This is a genomic window from Streptomyces sp. PCS3-D2, from assembly GCF_000612545.2.
GTDB lineage: Bacteria > Actinomycetota > Actinomycetes > Streptomycetales > Streptomycetaceae > Streptomyces.
In genome coordinates this window covers 1,926,197-1,941,571 of record NZ_CP097800.1, presented here as the reverse complement: position 1 = coordinate 1,941,571, position 15,375 = coordinate 1,926,197, and the positions used below count along the sequence as shown (strand labels likewise).

At 72.5% G+C, this 15,375-nt stretch carries 16 protein-coding genes; 12 read left to right on the top strand and 4 right to left on the bottom strand.

The genetic code is table 11. The features are described from left to right. Positions 1–3 precede the first annotated feature (3 nt). Complete coding sequence (locus AW27_RS07800) at positions 4–1,332, bottom strand: D-arabinono-1,4-lactone oxidase (RefSeq protein ID WP_037929649.1); 1,329 nt, start codon at positions 1,330–1,332, stop codon at positions 4–6. Continuing rightward, positions 1,283–2,539: an MFS transporter gene (locus tag AW27_RS07795; protein WP_037929647.1), complete on the bottom strand. Its 1,257-nt coding sequence runs from the start codon at positions 2,537–2,539 to the stop codon at positions 1,283–1,285. Before AW27_RS07795 ends, AW27_RS07800 begins: the two co-directional genes overlap by 50 nt. A gap of 170 nt (positions 2,540–2,709) precedes the next feature. On the opposite strand from AW27_RS07795, the gene AW27_RS07790 reads away from it, so the two are divergent. Both AW27_RS07790 and AW27_RS07785 read left to right on the top strand, forming a co-directional pair. Further along, positions 2,710–3,864, top strand: coding sequence for a ferrochelatase (locus AW27_RS07790; RefSeq protein WP_037929644.1), 1,155 nt, complete (start codon positions 2,710–2,712; stop codon positions 3,862–3,864). Between the two features lie 11 nt (positions 3,865–3,875). Then, positions 3,876–4,679, top strand: a complete 804-nt coding sequence (locus tag AW27_RS07785) for an inositol monophosphatase family protein (protein WP_370466463.1) — start codon at positions 3,876–3,878, stop codon at positions 4,677–4,679. 116 nt (positions 4,680–4,795) lie between these two features. Here the strand turns inward: AW27_RS07785 and AW27_RS07780 are convergent, their stop codons facing one another. Further along, complete coding sequence (locus AW27_RS07780) at positions 4,796–4,975, bottom strand: hypothetical protein (protein WP_037929641.1); 180 nt, start codon at positions 4,973–4,975, stop codon at positions 4,796–4,798. Positions 4,976–5,220: 245 nt separating this feature from the next. On the opposite strand from AW27_RS07780, the gene AW27_RS07775 reads away from it, so the two are divergent. The 4 genes from AW27_RS07775 to AW27_RS07760 all read left to right on the top strand — a co-directional run bounded on the left by AW27_RS07775 (position 5,221) and on the right by AW27_RS07760 (position 8,753). After that, positions 5,221–5,874 (top strand): response regulator transcription factor, encoded by a 654-nt coding sequence (locus tag AW27_RS07775; RefSeq protein ID WP_030008767.1) that lies wholly within the window; start codon positions 5,221–5,223, stop codon positions 5,872–5,874. Between the two features lie 4 nt (positions 5,875–5,878). Continuing rightward, positions 5,879–7,129 (top strand): sensor histidine kinase, encoded by a 1,251-nt coding sequence (locus AW27_RS07770; protein WP_037929637.1) that lies wholly within the window; start codon positions 5,879–5,881, stop codon positions 7,127–7,129. 382 nt (positions 7,130–7,511) lie between these two features. Further along, positions 7,512–7,808: a DUF4193 domain-containing protein gene (locus tag AW27_RS07765; protein WP_030036261.1), complete on the top strand. Its 297-nt coding sequence runs from the start codon at positions 7,512–7,514 to the stop codon at positions 7,806–7,808. A 12-nt stretch (positions 7,809–7,820) separates the two neighbouring features. Next, positions 7,821–8,753 (top strand): hypothetical protein, encoded by a 933-nt coding sequence (locus tag AW27_RS07760; protein ID WP_052031347.1) that lies wholly within the window; start codon positions 7,821–7,823, stop codon positions 8,751–8,753. A 42-nt stretch (positions 8,754–8,795) separates the two neighbouring features. Here AW27_RS07760 and AW27_RS07755 read toward each other — a convergent pair whose 3' ends face one another. After that, positions 8,796–9,254 carry a DUF3093 domain-containing protein gene (locus tag AW27_RS07755; RefSeq protein ID WP_037929634.1) on the bottom strand — a complete coding sequence of 153 codons (459 nt, stop codon included), beginning with the start codon at positions 9,252–9,254 and terminating at the stop codon, positions 8,796–8,798. 58 nt (positions 9,255–9,312) lie between these two features. Here AW27_RS07755 and AW27_RS07750 point away from each other — a divergent pair, with 58 nt between their 5' ends. From AW27_RS07750 to AW27_RS07725, 6 genes are all read left to right on the top strand, one after another. Next, the gene (locus tag AW27_RS07750; protein ID WP_037929631.1) at positions 9,313–9,897 is read left to right on the top strand and encodes a PaaI family thioesterase; all 585 of its coding nucleotides are present in this window, start codon (positions 9,313–9,315) and stop codon (positions 9,895–9,897) included. After that, positions 9,897–10,442 carry a dUTP diphosphatase gene (gene dut, locus AW27_RS07745; protein WP_037929629.1) on the top strand — a complete coding sequence of 182 codons (546 nt, stop codon included), beginning with the start codon at positions 9,897–9,899 and terminating at the stop codon, positions 10,440–10,442. Before AW27_RS07750 ends, dut begins: the two co-directional genes overlap by 1 nt. 1 nt (position 10,443) lies before the next feature. Further along, positions 10,444–11,229 carry a DUF3710 domain-containing protein gene (locus tag AW27_RS07740; RefSeq protein ID WP_037929626.1) on the top strand — a complete coding sequence of 262 codons (786 nt, stop codon included), beginning with the start codon at positions 10,444–10,446 and terminating at the stop codon, positions 11,227–11,229. A 245-nt stretch (positions 11,230–11,474) separates the two neighbouring features. Further along, positions 11,475–14,243: a sensor histidine kinase gene (locus AW27_RS07735; protein WP_078557125.1), complete on the top strand. Its 2,769-nt coding sequence runs from the start codon at positions 11,475–11,477 to the stop codon at positions 14,241–14,243. Next, the gene (locus AW27_RS07730; RefSeq protein WP_037929623.1) at positions 14,240–14,926 is read left to right on the top strand and encodes a response regulator; all 687 of its coding nucleotides are present in this window, start codon (positions 14,240–14,242) and stop codon (positions 14,924–14,926) included. Before AW27_RS07735 ends, AW27_RS07730 begins: the two co-directional genes overlap by 4 nt. 25 nt (positions 14,927–14,951) lie before the next feature. Further along, entirely contained in the window at positions 14,952–15,371 is a 420-nt protein-coding gene (locus AW27_RS07725; protein ID WP_078557123.1) for an OB-fold nucleic acid binding domain-containing protein, read from the top strand. Positions 15,372–15,375: the final 4 nt, after the last annotated feature.

The window sequence follows — 15,375 nt, the reverse complement described above, 5'->3', positions numbered from 1 at the left end:
GCCTCAGCTCCCGAGGACCCGCCGCAGGTAGTCGTTGCCGAAGACCCGGTCCGGGTCGAGGCGGTCCCGCAGTGCGGTGAACTCCCCGAAGCGCGGGTAGATCCGCGAGAGGTGGTCCGCGTCCCGGGTGTGCACCTTGCCCCAGTGCGGGCGTCCACCGTGCGCGGTGAAGATGCGCTCGGCCGCGGTGAAGTAGGCCTGGTACGGGGTGCCCCTGTACATGTGCACCGCGATGTAGGCCGTGTCGCGGCCGGAGGCCGTCGACAGTGTGATGTCGTCTGCCGGAGCCGTCCGCACCTCCACCGGAAAGCTGATCCGCAGCCGCGAGCGGTCCACCATCGCCCGGAGCTCCCGCAGCGCTCCGACCACGGCCTCGCGCGGGAGGGCGTACTCCATCTCCACGAACCGCACCCGGCGCGGGCTGGTGAACACCTTGTACGGGATGTCCGTGTAGGTGCGCGCCGACAGGGCGCGGCTGGCCACGCGGGCGATGGAGGGGATGGTCGCCGGGACCGCGCGGCCCAGCGTGTTGACGGCCTGGAAGAGGCCGTTGGAGAGCAGCTCGTCCTCCACCCAGCCACTCACCGGTCCGGGCGGGGAGGCGGGGCCCTGGCTGCGGTTGTTGCGCTTGGTGTTGCAGTTGCCGGTGTGCGGGAACCAGTAGAACTCGAAGTGCTCGTTCTCCGCGAAGTGCTCCTCGAACTCGGCGGTCACCCGGTCGAAGCCCATGGGCTCCTCACGGGCGGTCAGGAAGAAGAGCGGCTCCACCGCGAAGGTGATCGCGGTGACGATGCCGAGCGCGCCGATGCCCACCCGGGCCGCCGCGAAGACCTCGGGATTCTCCTTCTCGGAACAGGTCAGCAGCCGGCCGTCGGCGGTGACCAGTTCCAGGGCGCGGATCTGGGCGGCGATGGAGGCCGAGTCGCGGCCGGTGCCGTGGGTTCCGGTGCTGGTGGCGCCGGAGACCGTCTGCTCCATGATGTCGCCCATGTTGGTGAGCGAGAGGCCCTCGGCGGCGAGGGCCCGGTTCAGGTCCTTGAGGGCCGTGCCCGCCGCGACCGTGACGGTCCCCGCGGCGCGGTCGACCGACCGGATCCCGGCCAGGGCCTGCGGCCGGACGAGGACCCCGTCGGTCGCGGCGGCCGCGGTGAAGGAGTGGCCGGTGCCGACCGCCTTCACCCGCAGTCCGTCCTCGGCGGCCCGGCGGACCGCCTCCTGGAGCTCCCCGACCGATGCCGGGGTCACCACGCGGGCGGGTGTGGCGGTGATGTTGCCCGCCCAGTTACGCCACGCGGTCGCCGTGCTGCCGTTCCGTGCTGTCGCCGTCCCCATCGGTTGCTGGCTCCTCCCCTTGCGCCGGCCTCGTCAGCCGGCGGTATCCCGCGAACGCAACCGCCGCCGCGGCCGCCCCCGCCGAGAGGGAGACGACGTACCCGGTCCGCGCGCCGGCCGCGTCGACGACCCAGCCGGTCACGGAGGACCCGAGCGCGATACCGACCGCGAGGCCGGTGCTGATCCAGGTCATGCCCTCGGTCAGCTTCGCGTGTGGTACGTGCGCCTCGATCAGGGCCATCGTGGTGATCATCGTGGGAGCGATGGCGAGGCCCGAGACGAAGAGCGCCACGGCCAGAAACGGAAGGTTCCCGGCCAGTAGGAGGGGGATCATACTCACGGCCATCGCACAGATGCCCAGTACCCAGCGGGGTTCGGCCCTGCCCTTGAAGTGGATCAGACCGAAGGCAATGCCCGCGAGGCAGGATCCGGCCGCCCAGATGGCCAGGATGAAGCTGGCGGCGGACTTGTGGCCCTGCTCCTCGGCGAAGGCCAGCGTGGAGACGTCGATGGAACCGAAGATTGCGCCGGTCGCCACGAACGTGGCCGCCAGGACCTGCAGACCGGGGGAGCGCAGGGCCGAGGTGCGGTTCCCGTCCACCTCGCGCGGGTGCGGCGCGGGCTCGGTGGACCGCTGCGCCGTGAGCAGCCAGACGCCGACCAGCAGGCACACGGCGGCGATCAGTGGACCGGCCTCGGGGAACCAGGTGGTGGACAGCCCGATGGCGAGGATCGGGCCGAAGATGAAGCACACCTCGTCGACGACGGACTCGAAGGAGTAGGCGGTGTGCAGATCGCGCGGGGAGTCGCGGTAGATGGTGGTCCACCGGGCCCGGACCATCGAGCCGACACTGGGCACGCAGCCGGCAACAGCCGCGCAGACGAAGAGGGTCCAGTCGGGCCAGCCGTTCGCGGCGGCCACCAGCAGGAGGGCGACCGCGCCCACGCAGATCAGGGTGGCGGGCCGCAGGACCGCCCGCTGTCCGTGCTGGTCCACCAGGCGGGACACCTGAGGGCCGATCACGGCCGCGGCGAGCGCGAGCGTCCCGGTGAGGGCGCTGGCCATCGCGTAGCGTCCGGTGATCTCGGAGATCATGGTCAGGATTCCGACACCGACCATGGATATCGGCAGGCGGCCGATCAGGCCGGCGGCGCTGAATCCCTTGGTGCCGGGGGCCGCGAATATCGCGCGGTAGGGACTGGGCAAGGGCCCTCCGTAAGGGACGAGATCAGCCCGTACAGATTACGGCGGTCGACCGGGCGCCGCACGGGAGAATTTCCGGGAACCGGAACTTAGGCTCACCTTACCTGTGTCGGAGTCCGCCTCGCGGACAGGGCAGTTCTCCCGGGAGCGGGCCGGGTGGCAGGATTCGAGGCATGTCAGACCAGTTCCGTACCCCCGGCGCCGGCTCCGCCGCCCCGTACGACGCACTCCTGCTGCTCTCCTTCGGCGGGCCCGAAGGACCCGACGACGTCGTGCCGTTCCTGGAGAACGTCACGCGCGGCCGCGGCATCCCGCGCGAGCGGCTCAAGGAGGTCGGGCAGCACTACTTCGGCTTCGGCGGGGTCAGCCCGATCAACGGGCAGAACCGCGAGCTGCTCGACGCGCTGCGCAAGGACTTCACCGAACACGGGCTCGACCTGCCCGTCTACTGGGGCAACCGCAACTGGGCCCCGTACCTGGACGACGTGATGCGCCAGATGGCCGCCGACGGGCGCCGACGCATCGCCGTGCTCGCCACCAGCGCGTACGCCTCGTACTCGGGCTGCCGCCAGTACCGCGAGAACCTGGCCGACGCCCTGGCCGCGCTGGAGCGGGACGGCGTGGAGCCGCCGCGGGTCGACAAGCTGCGGCACTACTTCAACCACCCCGGCTTCGTGGAGCCCATGATCGACGGGGTGCTGGCCTCGCTCGACGCCCTGCCCGAGGAGGTGCGCGCCGGGGCGCACCTCGCCTTCACCACGCACTCCATCCCGACCGCCGCAGCCGACACCTCCGGCCCCGTCGAGGACCACACCGAGGGCGGTGAGGGCGGCGCGTACGTCCGGCAGCACCTCGACGTCGCCCGGGTCGTCGCCGACGCGGTCGCGGTGCGCACCGGTGTCGCCCGCCCCTGGCGGCTGGTCTACCAGTCCCGCAGCGGTGCCCCGCACATCCCGTGGCTGGAGCCGGACATCTGCGACCACCTGGAGGCCCTCCGCGCCGAGGGCGCCCCCGCCGTCGTCATGGTCCCCATCGGCTTCGTCTCCGACCACATGGAAGTCCTGTACGACCTGGACACCGAGGCCACGGCCAAGGCCGCCGAGCTGGGCCTGCCCGTCGCGCGCTCCGCGACCGTGGGCGCCGACCCGCGTTTCGCCGGGGCCGTCCGCGAACTCGTGCTGGAGCGGGCCGCCAAGGAGCGGGGCGAGGCCGCCGGGGAGTGCTGGGTGGGCACGCTGGGACAGAGCCACGACCTGTGCGCGGTGGGCTGCTGCCCGGCGCGGGCCCCACGGCCGGCCGCCGCGGGCGCGGACAGCCCGTACGCCTAGGAAGAGGAACCGTGATCTCCGAAGAGCTGAAGGCCGAACTGCTGGACGTCGGCATGGATGCGGCCCGTCAGGCCGGAGCGCTGCTGCGCGACGGCCGGCCGGCCGACCTGGCGGTGGCGGCCACGAAGACCAGCCCGATCGACGTGGTGACCGAGATGGACATCGCCGCGGAGAAGCTGATCACCGGCATCCTCGCCGAGCGGCGGCCCGAGGACGGGCTGCTGGGCGAGGAAGGCGCCGACACGCCGGGGACGAGCGGGGTGCGCTGGGTCGTCGACCCGCTGGACGGCACCGTGAACTACCTCTACGGGCTCCCGAGCTGGGGCGTGTCCATCGCTGCCGAGTACGGGGGCGAGACCGTGGTGGGCGTCGTGGCGGCGCCGATGCGCGGGGAGGTCTACCACGCCGTGCTCGGCGGTGGCGCCTGGCTGGGCACGGCCCGCCTCTCCTGCCGTCCGGCGGCCCCCCTGGACCAGGCGCTGGTCGGGACCGGCTTCGCCTACGTCCAGGCGCGGCGGGCGCACCAGGCCGGCGTGGCACAGCGGATCATCCCGCTGGTGCGGGACATCCGGCGGGGCGGCTCGGCGGCCCTGGACCTGTGCGACGTGGCCGCGGGGCGGCTCGACGGCTACTACGAGCGCGGGCTGAACCCCTGGGACCTGGCCGCCGGCGACCTGATCGCCCGGGAGGCCGGCGCCGTGACCGGCGGCCGACCGGGGGAGCCGGCCTCGGGCGAGCTGGTGCTCGCCGCCACCCCGGCCGTCTTCGCCTCGCTCCAGCCGCTGCTGGAGGAGGCCGGGGCCTGGCACGACTGAGCCCCGTACCGCACCTGCAGCTGGACCCCGGCCGCCCGAAGGGGGCGGCCGGGGTCCATGTCGTCCCGGAGCCGGTGCTCAGCGGCCGCTCGGCGGCCGGTCGGCGCGGCGGTCGGTCAGCAGGCGGGCGCGGCGGCCGTGACCGGGACGCCGTGCTCGGCGGCCAGTCGCTGGAGGTCTTCCAGCTCCGCCTGTTCCACTTCCGCGAGGAAGTCGTCACCCGTCTCGCGGGCGTGCCTGAGATCCGACTGCGTGGCCCTGATGCGCTGCAGGAGACCCGCGGTGAATGCGTCCATGATGGGTTCGCCCCCTCTTCGTGGGTCGGCGGCGGCACGGGGCAGTACCGCCGTCAGGGAGTGGATGGGGTGTGCTCACGTCCTCCCCGGCACACTGGGCGCAGAAACCTCTCCCGGCCGGGGAATCCCCACTTCCGCCCCGCAGGCCCCTCCCTGACCCGCCTTACAGCCGGTTTACGGCCGAAACGGGCAGGATGTACGACGCAACAACGTGTGCCCTTTTGGGCTCGGAGGAAGGAAACGACGTGCGCGTACTCGTCGTCGAGGACGAGCAGCTGCTCGCCGATGCGGTGGCCACCGGCCTGCGCCGGGAGGCCATGGCCGTGGACGTCGTGTACGACGGCGCCGCCGCCCTGGAGCGGGTCGGCGTGAACGACTACGACGTGGTCGTGCTCGACCGGGACCTCCCCCTTGTGCACGGTGACGACGTCTGCCGGAAGATCGTCGAGCTCGGCATGCCCACCCGTGTGCTGATGCTGACCGCCTCGGGCGACGTGAGCGACCGGGTGGAGGGCCTGGAGCTGGGGGCCGACGACTACCTGCCCAAGCCGTTCGCCTTCACCGAGCTGACCGCCCGGGTGCGGGCGCTCGGGCGGCGGACCACCGTCGCGCTGCCGCCCGTACTGGAGCGGGCCGGGATCAAGCTGGACCCGAACCGGCGCGAGGTGTTCCGCGAGGGCAAGGAGGTGCAGCTGGCGCCGAAGGAGTTCGCGGTGCTGGAGGTCCTCATGCGCAGCGAGGGGACCGTGGTCTCGGCCGAGCAGCTGCTGGAGAAGGCCTGGGACGAGAACACCGACCCGTTCACCAACGTGGTGCGCGTGACGGTGATGACCCTGCGCCGCAAGCTGGGCGAGCCGCCCGTCATCGTGACGGTGCCCGGCTCCGGATACCGGATCTGACCACGTGGCGACCACCCCGGCCCCACCGACGGCGCCGCCGAAGCCGACCTGGGACCCCGGACAGCCCGAGGGTCCCTTCCCGTGGCTGAGGCCGACCATTCGGATACGCCTCACGCTGCTGTACGGCGGGATGTTCCTGATCGCGGGCATCCTGCTGCTGTCGATCATCTACCTGCTGGCGGCCCAGGCCCTGCGGCAGGGCAACGCCCTGCCGTTCCAGATCGTCAGCGTGAGCGGGCAGAAGATCGTCGTCTCCAGCCCGACCTGTCCGGGGGTGGGCGGCGAGCAACCGCTCGAACAGTTCTACGCCGCGATCCAGTCCTGCATGCTCGAACAGCGCAGGCACGCCCTGGACGACCTGCTCAGCCGCTCGCTGATGGCCCTGCTGGGCCTGAGCATCATCGCCTTCGCCTTCGGCTACGCGATGGCCGGCCGGGTGCTCTCGCCGCTGGGCAAGATCACCCGTACCGCCCGCCGGGTGGTCGGGTCCGACCTCACCCGGCGCATCGAGCTGGACGGGCCGGACGACGAGCTCAAGGAGCTCGCCGACACCTTCGACGAGATGCTCGACCGCCTGGAGCGGGCCTTCACCGCCCAGCAGCGGTTCGTCGCCAACGCCTCGCACGAGTTGCGGACGCCGCTGGCGATCAACCGGACCCTGCTGGAGGTGCACCTGTCCGATCCGGGCGCCCCGGTGGAGCTCCAACAGCTCGGCAAAACCCTGCTCGCCACCAACGAGCGCAGCGAGCAGTTGGTCGAGGGCCTGCTGCTGCTGGCCCGCAGCGAGAACCAGATCGTCGAGCGCAAGCCCGTGGACCTCGCGGAGGTCGCCTCGCGCGCCGTCGACCAGGTGCGGGGCGAGGCCGAGGCCAAGGGTGTGGAGATCCGCGGCGAGCGCGGGCCGGCCGTCGTGCAGGGCAACGGAGTCCTGCTGGAGCGGATCGCCCTCAACCTGGTGCAGAACGCCGTCCGGTACAACGTGCCGGAGGGCGGCTGGGTGGAGGTCACCACCGAGGCCCAGCACGGCCAGGCGGTGCTCCTGGTGTCGAACACGGGTCCCGTGGTTCCCGCGTACGAGGTGGACAACCTCTTCGAGCCGTTCAGGCGGCTGCGTACGGAGCGTACGGGCAGTGACAAGGGTGTCGGGTTGGGCCTGTCGATCGCGCGCTCCGTGGCGCGCGCACACGGCGGCCGGATCCAGGCGACGCCCCGGGAGGGCGGTGGCCTCGTGATGCGTGTCACTCTGCCCTGCTGAGACCAGCGCCCCGTGTTCGCTTTTGGCTGAATACTTGGCTCCTGAACCCAATACCTCCTGTGTGATCGATCACAGTCGGCGGTGTCCGGCCCTGTGCGTTCGGTGACTCGGGGGCGGTCGGAACGCCCGGGAAGTCCGGGTTTCCGGCCCCTCGAATGGCGGGAAATACACGGGGTGGCGTTTGTGCAAGACGGCGCCCGGACCGTGTACGGTCCCGGTCGTCATCCCAGCCGATCGCCCCTTCGGGCGGGCGGCTGGGTGTCGATTGAGTAACAGACCTTGATGTGAGGCAAAATCTCCGCCTCAGGTCGGGCACAAGTCCGGCCTCTCGTGCGTTACGTGCGCTGAGACACCGCTAACACCCAGAGGGGGAGAGCGAAAAATGGCAACGGACTACGACACTCCGCGCAAGACCGACGACGACGTCGACAACGACAGCATCGAGGAGCTCAAGGCTCGACGCAATGAGAAGTCGTCCTCGTCCGTCGACATGGACGAATTCGACTCGGCCGAGAGCCTGGAGCTTCCCGGTGCGGACCTCTCCAACGAGGAGCTCGCCGTCCGGGTCCTGCCCAAGCAGGCCGACGAGTTCACCTGCATGAGCTGCTTCCTGGTGCACCACCGCAGCCAGCTGGCGCGCGAGAAGAACGGTCAGCCGATCTGCCGCGACTGCGACTGAGAGGTGTCGGCCGTGACTGGCTCGACACCCTTTCGGAAGCGCGTCTTCCGAAAGCAGGGTGATCCGGCGGAGACGCAGGCGGCGACCACGGACCCGGAGACGGGTCTCGAAGCCGCCCCCGGCGACTCCGCCAGTGCGGCGCTCGCCGCTCCCTCCGACGTGGCTTCGGCGGCGCCGGTCGCGGAGTCCGGCGAGGGGTCCCGGCGCGGTGGCGGGAGCCGCCGGCTGCAAGCGGTCAGGAACGGAGTGCGCAAGGGCGGCGAAGGCGTGCGCGGCGCCGCCCTCTACGTCACCGACAGGATCATCGAGAACGCTCCGCGCGTCCCGGTCCGTGACCTCGCGACGCTGCGCGCGCAGTTCCCCGGCCTCGGACCCGAGCAGCTCGCCGACAAGCTGATCGCGGGCGCCACCGCCGCCTCGGCGACCGTCGGCGCCAGCATCGGCGCGGCGGCCATGCTGCCCGTGCCGCCCGCGATGCCCGCCGAGCTCGCGGCGGAGATCACCGGAGTCGCGGCGATCGAGCTGAAGCTCGTCGCGGAGCTCCACGAGGTCTACGGCCAGCGGCCGCCCGGCAACCTCAGGGAGCGGACGTTCGCCTACCTGACCGCGTGGACGGAAGAGCGCGGGGTCGACCTCACTAAGCCCACCACGCTGAACGCCGCGCTCGGCGGGCAGATGAAGCGCGAACTGCGCCAGCAGATCATGAAGCGGATGTTCCGCAGCCTGCCGAACCTCATGCCGTTCATGGTGGGCGCGGCGGTCGGAGCGGTCATGAACCGCCGCGACACCCGCAAACTCGCCGAGAAGGTCCGTGGAGACCTGCGCCGACAGGCGGTGGCCTGGGAGGCCCTGCGCGCCCTGCCGCCCCTGGAACGACCCGTGGAGCCCCTTCCCGAGGCCACCAGGGCAGCCCTGGAGGGTCCGCGGTACTTCATGCGCGACTGACGCGTTCGGCGGCCGGCCGCCCGGCACTGCGGGGCCGGCCCCTCAGGCCGCCCGCGCCGCACGCAGCGCCGAGACCAGGGCCTGCGGCTCGCGGGTGGAGACGTAGACGTACGGGGTCGGGTCGGCGGGGTCGGTGACCTCGACGCGCACCGCCGTCGGCACGTAGCTGCGCATCAGCATGAAGGCCCGGGGGTCCGCCTTGTAGGTGCGCCAGGCGCGCGCCTCCTCGGTGTCCAGGATCTCGGGCTCGCCCAGCGCCGACACCGGGATCCGGGCGTCGCCGACGGCCAGCGCACCGTTCACCACGCGCACGCGCGCGGAGCCGTACGAGCTCACCAGGAACCCGGCCAGCGCCGTCCCGCCGACGAGGCCGGCCAGCAGGGGCATGGTGCCCAGGGGCAGCAGCATCAACGCGCCCGCGAGTCCGGTCAGGACGGCGATGCCCCACCAGGAGCGGGGGGCGGTCAGGCGTTCGTCGTGGTGCGCGGTGGAGGGCTGCATGTGCTCAAGCCTGCCACGAGGCGACCGGCGGGTAGCCGCGCGGGTAAGGTCTGCGGCTGTGAGTGGACGAAACACAGCGTTGACGCCCCCGGCCGATGCCGTCGCACCGGTCCGGCATCCCGACGCCCCGGCACCCGGTGAGCTCCTCGGTGCCCATTACGAGCACTGTTTCGGCTGCGGCGGGGGCCAGCCGCACGGACTCCACCTGGAGGCCCGCGCGGGCGAGGGCGTGCGCATCACCGCCGAGTTCACCGTCAGGCCCGCGCACCAGGGCGCGCCCGGGCTCGCCCACGGCGGGGTGCTCGCCACCGCACTCGACGAGACGCTGGGCTCTCTGAACTGGCTGCTGCGCGTCATCGCGGTGACCGGACGGCTGGAGACGGACTTCGTGCGGCCGGTGCCCGTGGACACCGTGCTCCACCTGGAGGCCGAGGTCACCGCCGTCGCCGGCCGGAAGATCTACTGCACGGCCGTGGGCCGGATAGGCGGGCCGGAGGGCCCGGTCGCGGTCCGCGCCGACGCGCTCTTCATCGAGGTGAAGGTCGACCACTTCATCGACAACGGACGGCCCGAGGAGATCCAGGCGGCGATGGCCGACCCGGACCAGGTCAGGCGTGCACGCGCCTTTGAGGTGAATCCCTGATGTCCCTGAGCAACAACGGATCCCGCCGCGACGTCGACGTGTTGCTGCGCCGCGTCGATCCGGAGGTTCCCATTCCGGCGTACGGGCACCCCGGCGACGCCGGCTGCGATCTGGTCACCACCGAGGCCGCCGTGCTGGAGCCCGGTGAGCGCGCGGTGCTGCCCACGGGGGTCGCGATCGCCCTGCCCGACGGGTACGCGGCCTTCGTGCACCCGCGTTCGGGGCTGGCCGCGCGCTGCGGGCTCGCGCTCGTGAATGCCCCGGGGACGGTGGATGCCGGGTACCGTGGAGAGATCAAGGTGATCGTGGTCAATCTCGACCCTCGCGAGAGCGTCCGGTTCGAGCGTTTCGACCGCATTGCCCAGCTGGTTGTCCAGCGGGTCGAGAAGGTGCGCTTCCACGAGGTGGCGGAACTTCCCGGCTCGGCCCGGGCCGAGGGGGGCTTCGGCTCCACCGGCGGTCATGCGGCCGTGGCCGGATCCGGGGCTGGTCAGCAGGGTGGGAATGGCTACGCTTCGGTCGTTACCGACCGGGAAGGACAGTGACGTGTTCGGACGTCGCAAGAAGAACGACTCCGCCAAGGACGGCGGCGCGGCCGAGCAGGTCGTAGACGGCGTCGCCGCCGCTGAGCAGGACGACACGGGCGAGTCGGACGGCGCTGCCGCGCCGCGCCGGATCAACCTGCCCCCGGCCCCGCGGCCGGACGGCCCCTGGGACGTCTCCGAGGTGCCCGGCAACCCGACCGACGGCCGGGTCGACCTGGGCGGCATCTTCGTACCCGGTGTCGACGGCATGGAACTGCGCGTCGAGGTGGCCGGGGACGCCATCGTGGCCGCCACCGTGGTGCTGGGTGACAGCGCCGTGCAGCTGCAGGCCTTCGCCGCCCCCAAGAAGGAGGGCATCTGGGGCGAGGTCCGCGACGAGATCGCCGCGGGCATCACCCAGCAGGGCGGCATCATCGACGAGGTCCAGGGCGCGCTGGGCTGGGAACTGCGTGCGCAGGTCCCCGTCCCGCTGCCGGACGGGCAGACCGGTGCCCAGCTGGTCCGCTTCGTCGGCGTCGACGGCCCGCGCTGGTTCCTGCGGGGCGTCATCTCCGGCCAGGGCGCGGTGCGCCCCGAGTCGGCGGGCGTGCTGGAGCAGATCTTCCGGGACACCGTCGTCGTCCGCGGCGACGGCCCGATGGCCCCGCGCGACCCGATCGTCCTGAAGCTCCCGAACGACGCCCAGATGGTGCCGGACGGCGTGCAGACGGAGGACCAGGAAGGCTCCCGCTTCGGCGGCGGCATGGGCCAGCTCGACCGCGGCCCGGAGATCACCGAGGTCCGCTGACCCGCCGACCCCGGACGGCCCCCGCGCACAGGGGGGGCGCGTCGTGTTCCCGGCCGGTGGGCCCCCTCCTTCGGGGCGGGGCCCACCGGCTCTCGCGCGCCCGGGGCGGAGCCCGGCGCTCCGGATCGGGCCCCTGGCGGAGTTCCGTCCGAGTTCCGTCAGAGATCCGTCAGAGATCCGTCAGGGATCGGCCCCGGGTCCGGGACGGGTGCCGGCCCGGACCGGACGTCCCCGAGAATGAGCCCATGGGACGCGGCAAGCTCAGGATCTACCTCGGCGCGGCACCCGGCGTGGGCAAGACCCACGCGATGCTCTCCGAGGGGCACCGCAGGACGGAGCGGGGCGCGGACTGCGTCGTGGGCTTCGCCGAGCACCACGGGCGACCGCGCACGCAGGCCGCGCTCCACGGCCTGGAACAGGTCGAGCGCCGGACCCTGGCCCACCGCGGCGCCCCCCTCACCGAGATGGACGTGGACGCGCTCCTCGCCCGCCGCCCGGCCGTCGCGCTGGTGGACGAGCTCGCGCACACCAACGCTCCCGGCTCGCGCAACGCCAAGCGCTGGCAGGACGTGGAGGAGCTGCTGCGCGCCGGCATCGACGTCGTCTCGACCGTCAACATCCAGCACCTGGAGTCGCTCGGGGACGTCGTCGAGTCGATCACCGGGGTGCGGCAGCGGGAGACCGTGCCCGACGAGGTCGTCCGCCGGGCCGACCAGGTCGAGCTGGTCGACATGTCCCCGCAGGCGCTGCGCCGGCGCATGGCGCACGGGAACATATACGGGCCCGAGATGATCGACGCGGCGCTCTCCCACCACTTCCGGCCGGGCAACCTCACCGCGCTGCGCGAGCTCGCACTGCTGTGGGTGGCCGACCGGGCGGACGAGTACCTCCAGCAGTACCGGGGCGAGCACGGCATCCCCTCGACCTGGCAGGCACGGGAGCGGATCGTCGTCGGGCTGACCGGCGGCCCGGAGGGGCGCACCCTCATCCGGCGTGCGTCGAGGATGGCGGCCAAGGGCTCGGGCAGCGAGATCCTCGCCGTCTACGTCGCCCGCAGCGACGGCCCGACCGCCGCCTCGCCGAAGGAACTCGCGGTTCAGCGCGCCCTGGTCGAGGACGTCGGAGGAACGTTCCATCACGTCATCGGCGACAACATTCCCGACGCCCTGCTGGCCTTCGCACGCGGGATCAACGCCACCCAGATCGTGCTCGGCTCCAGCCGCCGCCGCCCCTGGCAGTACGTCTTCGGCCCCGGCGTCGGCGCCGGGGTGGCCCGCGACGCCGGCCCCGACCTCGACGTCCACATCGTCACGCACGACGAGGTCGCCAGGGGGCGCGGCCTGCCCGCCGCCCGCACGGCGGCCCAGCTCGGCCGCAACCGGACCGCGGCCGGCTGGGTCGTGGGAACGGTCCTGCCGCTGCTGCTGTGCCTGCTGCTCACGCACGTCGACGCGGACCTCGGGCTCGCCAACGACATGCTGCTGTTCCTGTCGCTGACGGTGGCCGCCGCGCTGCTGGGAGGGCTCTGGCCGGCCCTCGCCTCCGCGGCGCTCGGCTCGCTGCTGATGAACTACTTCTTCGCGCCCCCGCTGCACCGGTTCACCGTGTCCGACCCCAGGAACATCCTCGCCATCACCGTCTTCTTCGGCGTGGCCGTCTCGGTGGCCTCGGTGGTGGACCTGGCCGCCCGGCGCACCCACCAGGCCGCCCGTCTGCGCGCCGAGTCCGAGATCCTCTCCTTCCTCGCCGGAAGCGTGCTCCGCGGCGAGACCACGCTGGACGCGCTGCTGGAGCGGGTGCGCGAGACCTTCGCCATGGAGTCGGTGGCCCTGCTGGAGCGGACCGGCGACCGGGAGCCCTGGAAGCCGGCCGGCAGCGTCGGCCCCGGTGCGGTGGCCCGGCCCGAGGACGCCGATGTGGACATGCCGATCGGCGACCACATGGCCCTCGCGCTGTCCGGGCGGGTCCTGCCGGCGGAGGACCGGCGGGTGCTCGGCGCCTTCGCCGCCCAGGCGGCCGTGGTCCTGGACCGCCAGCGCCTGGTCGGCGAGGCCGAGGAGGCCCGCAGGCTGGCCGAGGGCAACCGGATCCGCACCGCCCTGCTGGCCGCCGTCAGCCACGACCTGCGCACGCCGCTCGCCTCCATCAAGGCGTCCGTCACCTCGCTGCGCTCCGACGACGTGGAATGGTCCGAGGAAGACCGGGCCGTGCTCCTGGAGGGCATCGAGGACGGCGCCGACCGCCTCGACCACCTGGTGGGTAACCTCCTCGACATGTCGCGGCTGCAGACCGGGACGGTCACCCCGCTGATCCGGGAGATCGACCTCGACGAGGTGGTCCCGATGGCGCTGGGCGGCGTACCGGAGGACAGCGTGCTGCTGGACGTGCCCGAGTCGCTGCCGATGGTGGCGGCGGACCCCGGGCTGCTGGAGCGGGCCGTGGCCAACGTCGTGGAGAACGCCGTCAAGTACAGCCCGGCCGGCGAACCGGTGCTGGTGGCGGCCAGCTGCCTCGGCGACCGGGTCGAAATGCGGGTCGTCGACCGTGGGCCGGGCGTCCCCGACGAGGCCAAGGACCGGATCTTCGCCCCCTTCCAGCGGTACGGGGACGCCCCGCGCGGCGCCGGGGTGGGCCTCGGGCTGGCCGTCGCGCGCGGCTTCTCCGAGTCCATGAACGGCACCCTCGCGGCCGAGGACACCCCCGGCGGCGGGCTGACCATGGTGCTGACCCTGCGGGCGGTGTCCCGACGGCCTGCCCCGGCCCCGTGCCCGGCCCCGATACCGGTCTCGGGCACGGCCGACGGCGCGGACGGCACGGACGGCATGGACGGCGCGGATGCCGGGCGCGGCGGGTACGGCGGCGGGCCCGGGGGAGACGCTTCCCGAGCCACGCGTCCCCCCGGCACGGACCGTGCCGGGCCCCACCACGCCGGCACGGACCGCGCCGGGACCGACCCACTCGACACCGGTCACGACCGTGGCCGGACGATGCGACAGAAGGCAGGACGCCGATGACCCGGGTGCTCGTGGTGGACGACGAGCCGCAGATCGTCCGAGCCCTCGTGATCAATCTGAAGGCGCGCACGTACGAGGTCGACGCCGCCTCCGACGGCGCGAGCGCACTGGAGCTCGCGGCCGCCCGCCACCCCGACGTGGTCGTCCTCGACCTCGGTCTGCCGGACATGGACGGGGTGGAGGTGATCAGGGGGCTGCGCGGCCGGAGCCGCGTGCCGATCCTGGTCCTCTCCGCCCGGCACAGCTCCGACGAGAAGGTGGAGGCCCTGGACGCGGGGGCGGACGACTACGTCACCAAGCCCTTCGGCATGGACGAGCTGCTGGCCAGGCTGCGCGCCGCCGTCCGCCGGGCCGAACCGTCCGCCGGGTCCGGCGCGGACGGGTCGGTCGTGGCGACCGAGGGCTTCACGGTGGACCTGGCCGCCAAGAAGGCGGTGCGCGAGGGGCGCGACGTACGGCTGACGCCCACCGAGTGGCACCTGCTGGAGGTCCTGGTCCGCAACGGCGGCAAGCTGGTCGGCCAGAAGCAGCTGCTCCAGGAGGTCTGGGGACCCTCGTACGGCACCGAGACGAACTACCTGAGGGTCTACATGGCCCAGTTGCGGCGCAAGCTGGAGGCGGACCCCTCGCGTCCGCGGCACTTCATCACCGAGCCGGGCATGGGATACCGCTTCGAGAGGTAGTCGGTGCGCCGGTAGGCTTTCCTGTATGAGTGCTGAACCGCGTCCCGGGAGTCCCGCGAAGCCGGCCAGGTCGGCGGGCCGGTTCCGCCGGATGATCGAGCGGCTGTCGACCTCGCAGGAGGAGCTGCATTCGGCGGAGCTGCAGGAGGACGCAGAAGCCGCGGGCTGTACACGGATCTGCGACTGCGACGACCGCCAGATAGTCAAGGTGACCGGCACCCTCCGCACGGTCACCCTGCGCCCCCGGGCCGGCGTCCCAGCCCTGGAGGCTGAGCTGTTCGACGGCTCCGGCGCGCTGGACGTGGTCTGGCTCGGGCGTCGCTCGATCGTGGGAATCGAGCCCGGCCGGCGCATGACCGCTTCCGGACGCATCTCGCTGAGCCACGGCCGTCGGGTGCTGTTCAACCCGAAGTACGAACTCCGACCGCTCGGACAGGAGCAGTAACCGG

Excerpts from the sequence above, each read along its gene's own strand:
- AW27_RS07800 (WP_037929649.1), bottom strand. The coding sequence starts at position 1,332 with ATGGGGACGGCGACAGCACGGAACGGCAGCACGGCGACCGCGTGGCGT.
- AW27_RS07790 (WP_037929644.1), top strand. The coding sequence starts at position 2,710 with ATGTCAGACCAGTTCCGTACCCCCGGCGCCGGCTCCGCCGCCCCGTAC.
- AW27_RS07780 (WP_037929641.1), bottom strand. The coding sequence starts at position 4,975 with ATGGACGCATTCACCGCGGGTCTCCTGCAGCGCATCAGGGCCACGCAG.
- AW27_RS07765 (WP_030036261.1), top strand. The coding sequence starts at position 7,512 with ATGGCAACGGACTACGACACTCCGCGCAAGACCGACGACGACGTCGAC.
- AW27_RS07755 (WP_037929634.1), bottom strand. The coding sequence starts at position 9,254 with ATGCAGCCCTCCACCGCGCACCACGACGAACGCCTGACCGCCCCCCGC.
- dut (WP_037929629.1), top strand. The coding sequence starts at position 9,897 with ATGTCCCTGAGCAACAACGGATCCCGCCGCGACGTCGACGTGTTGCTG.
- AW27_RS07735 (WP_078557125.1), top strand. The coding sequence starts at position 11,475 with ATGGGACGCGGCAAGCTCAGGATCTACCTCGGCGCGGCACCCGGCGTG.
- AW27_RS07730 (WP_037929623.1), top strand. The coding sequence starts at position 14,240 with ATGACCCGGGTGCTCGTGGTGGACGACGAGCCGCAGATCGTCCGAGCC.
- AW27_RS07725 (WP_078557123.1), top strand. The coding sequence starts at position 14,952 with ATGAGTGCTGAACCGCGTCCCGGGAGTCCCGCGAAGCCGGCCAGGTCG.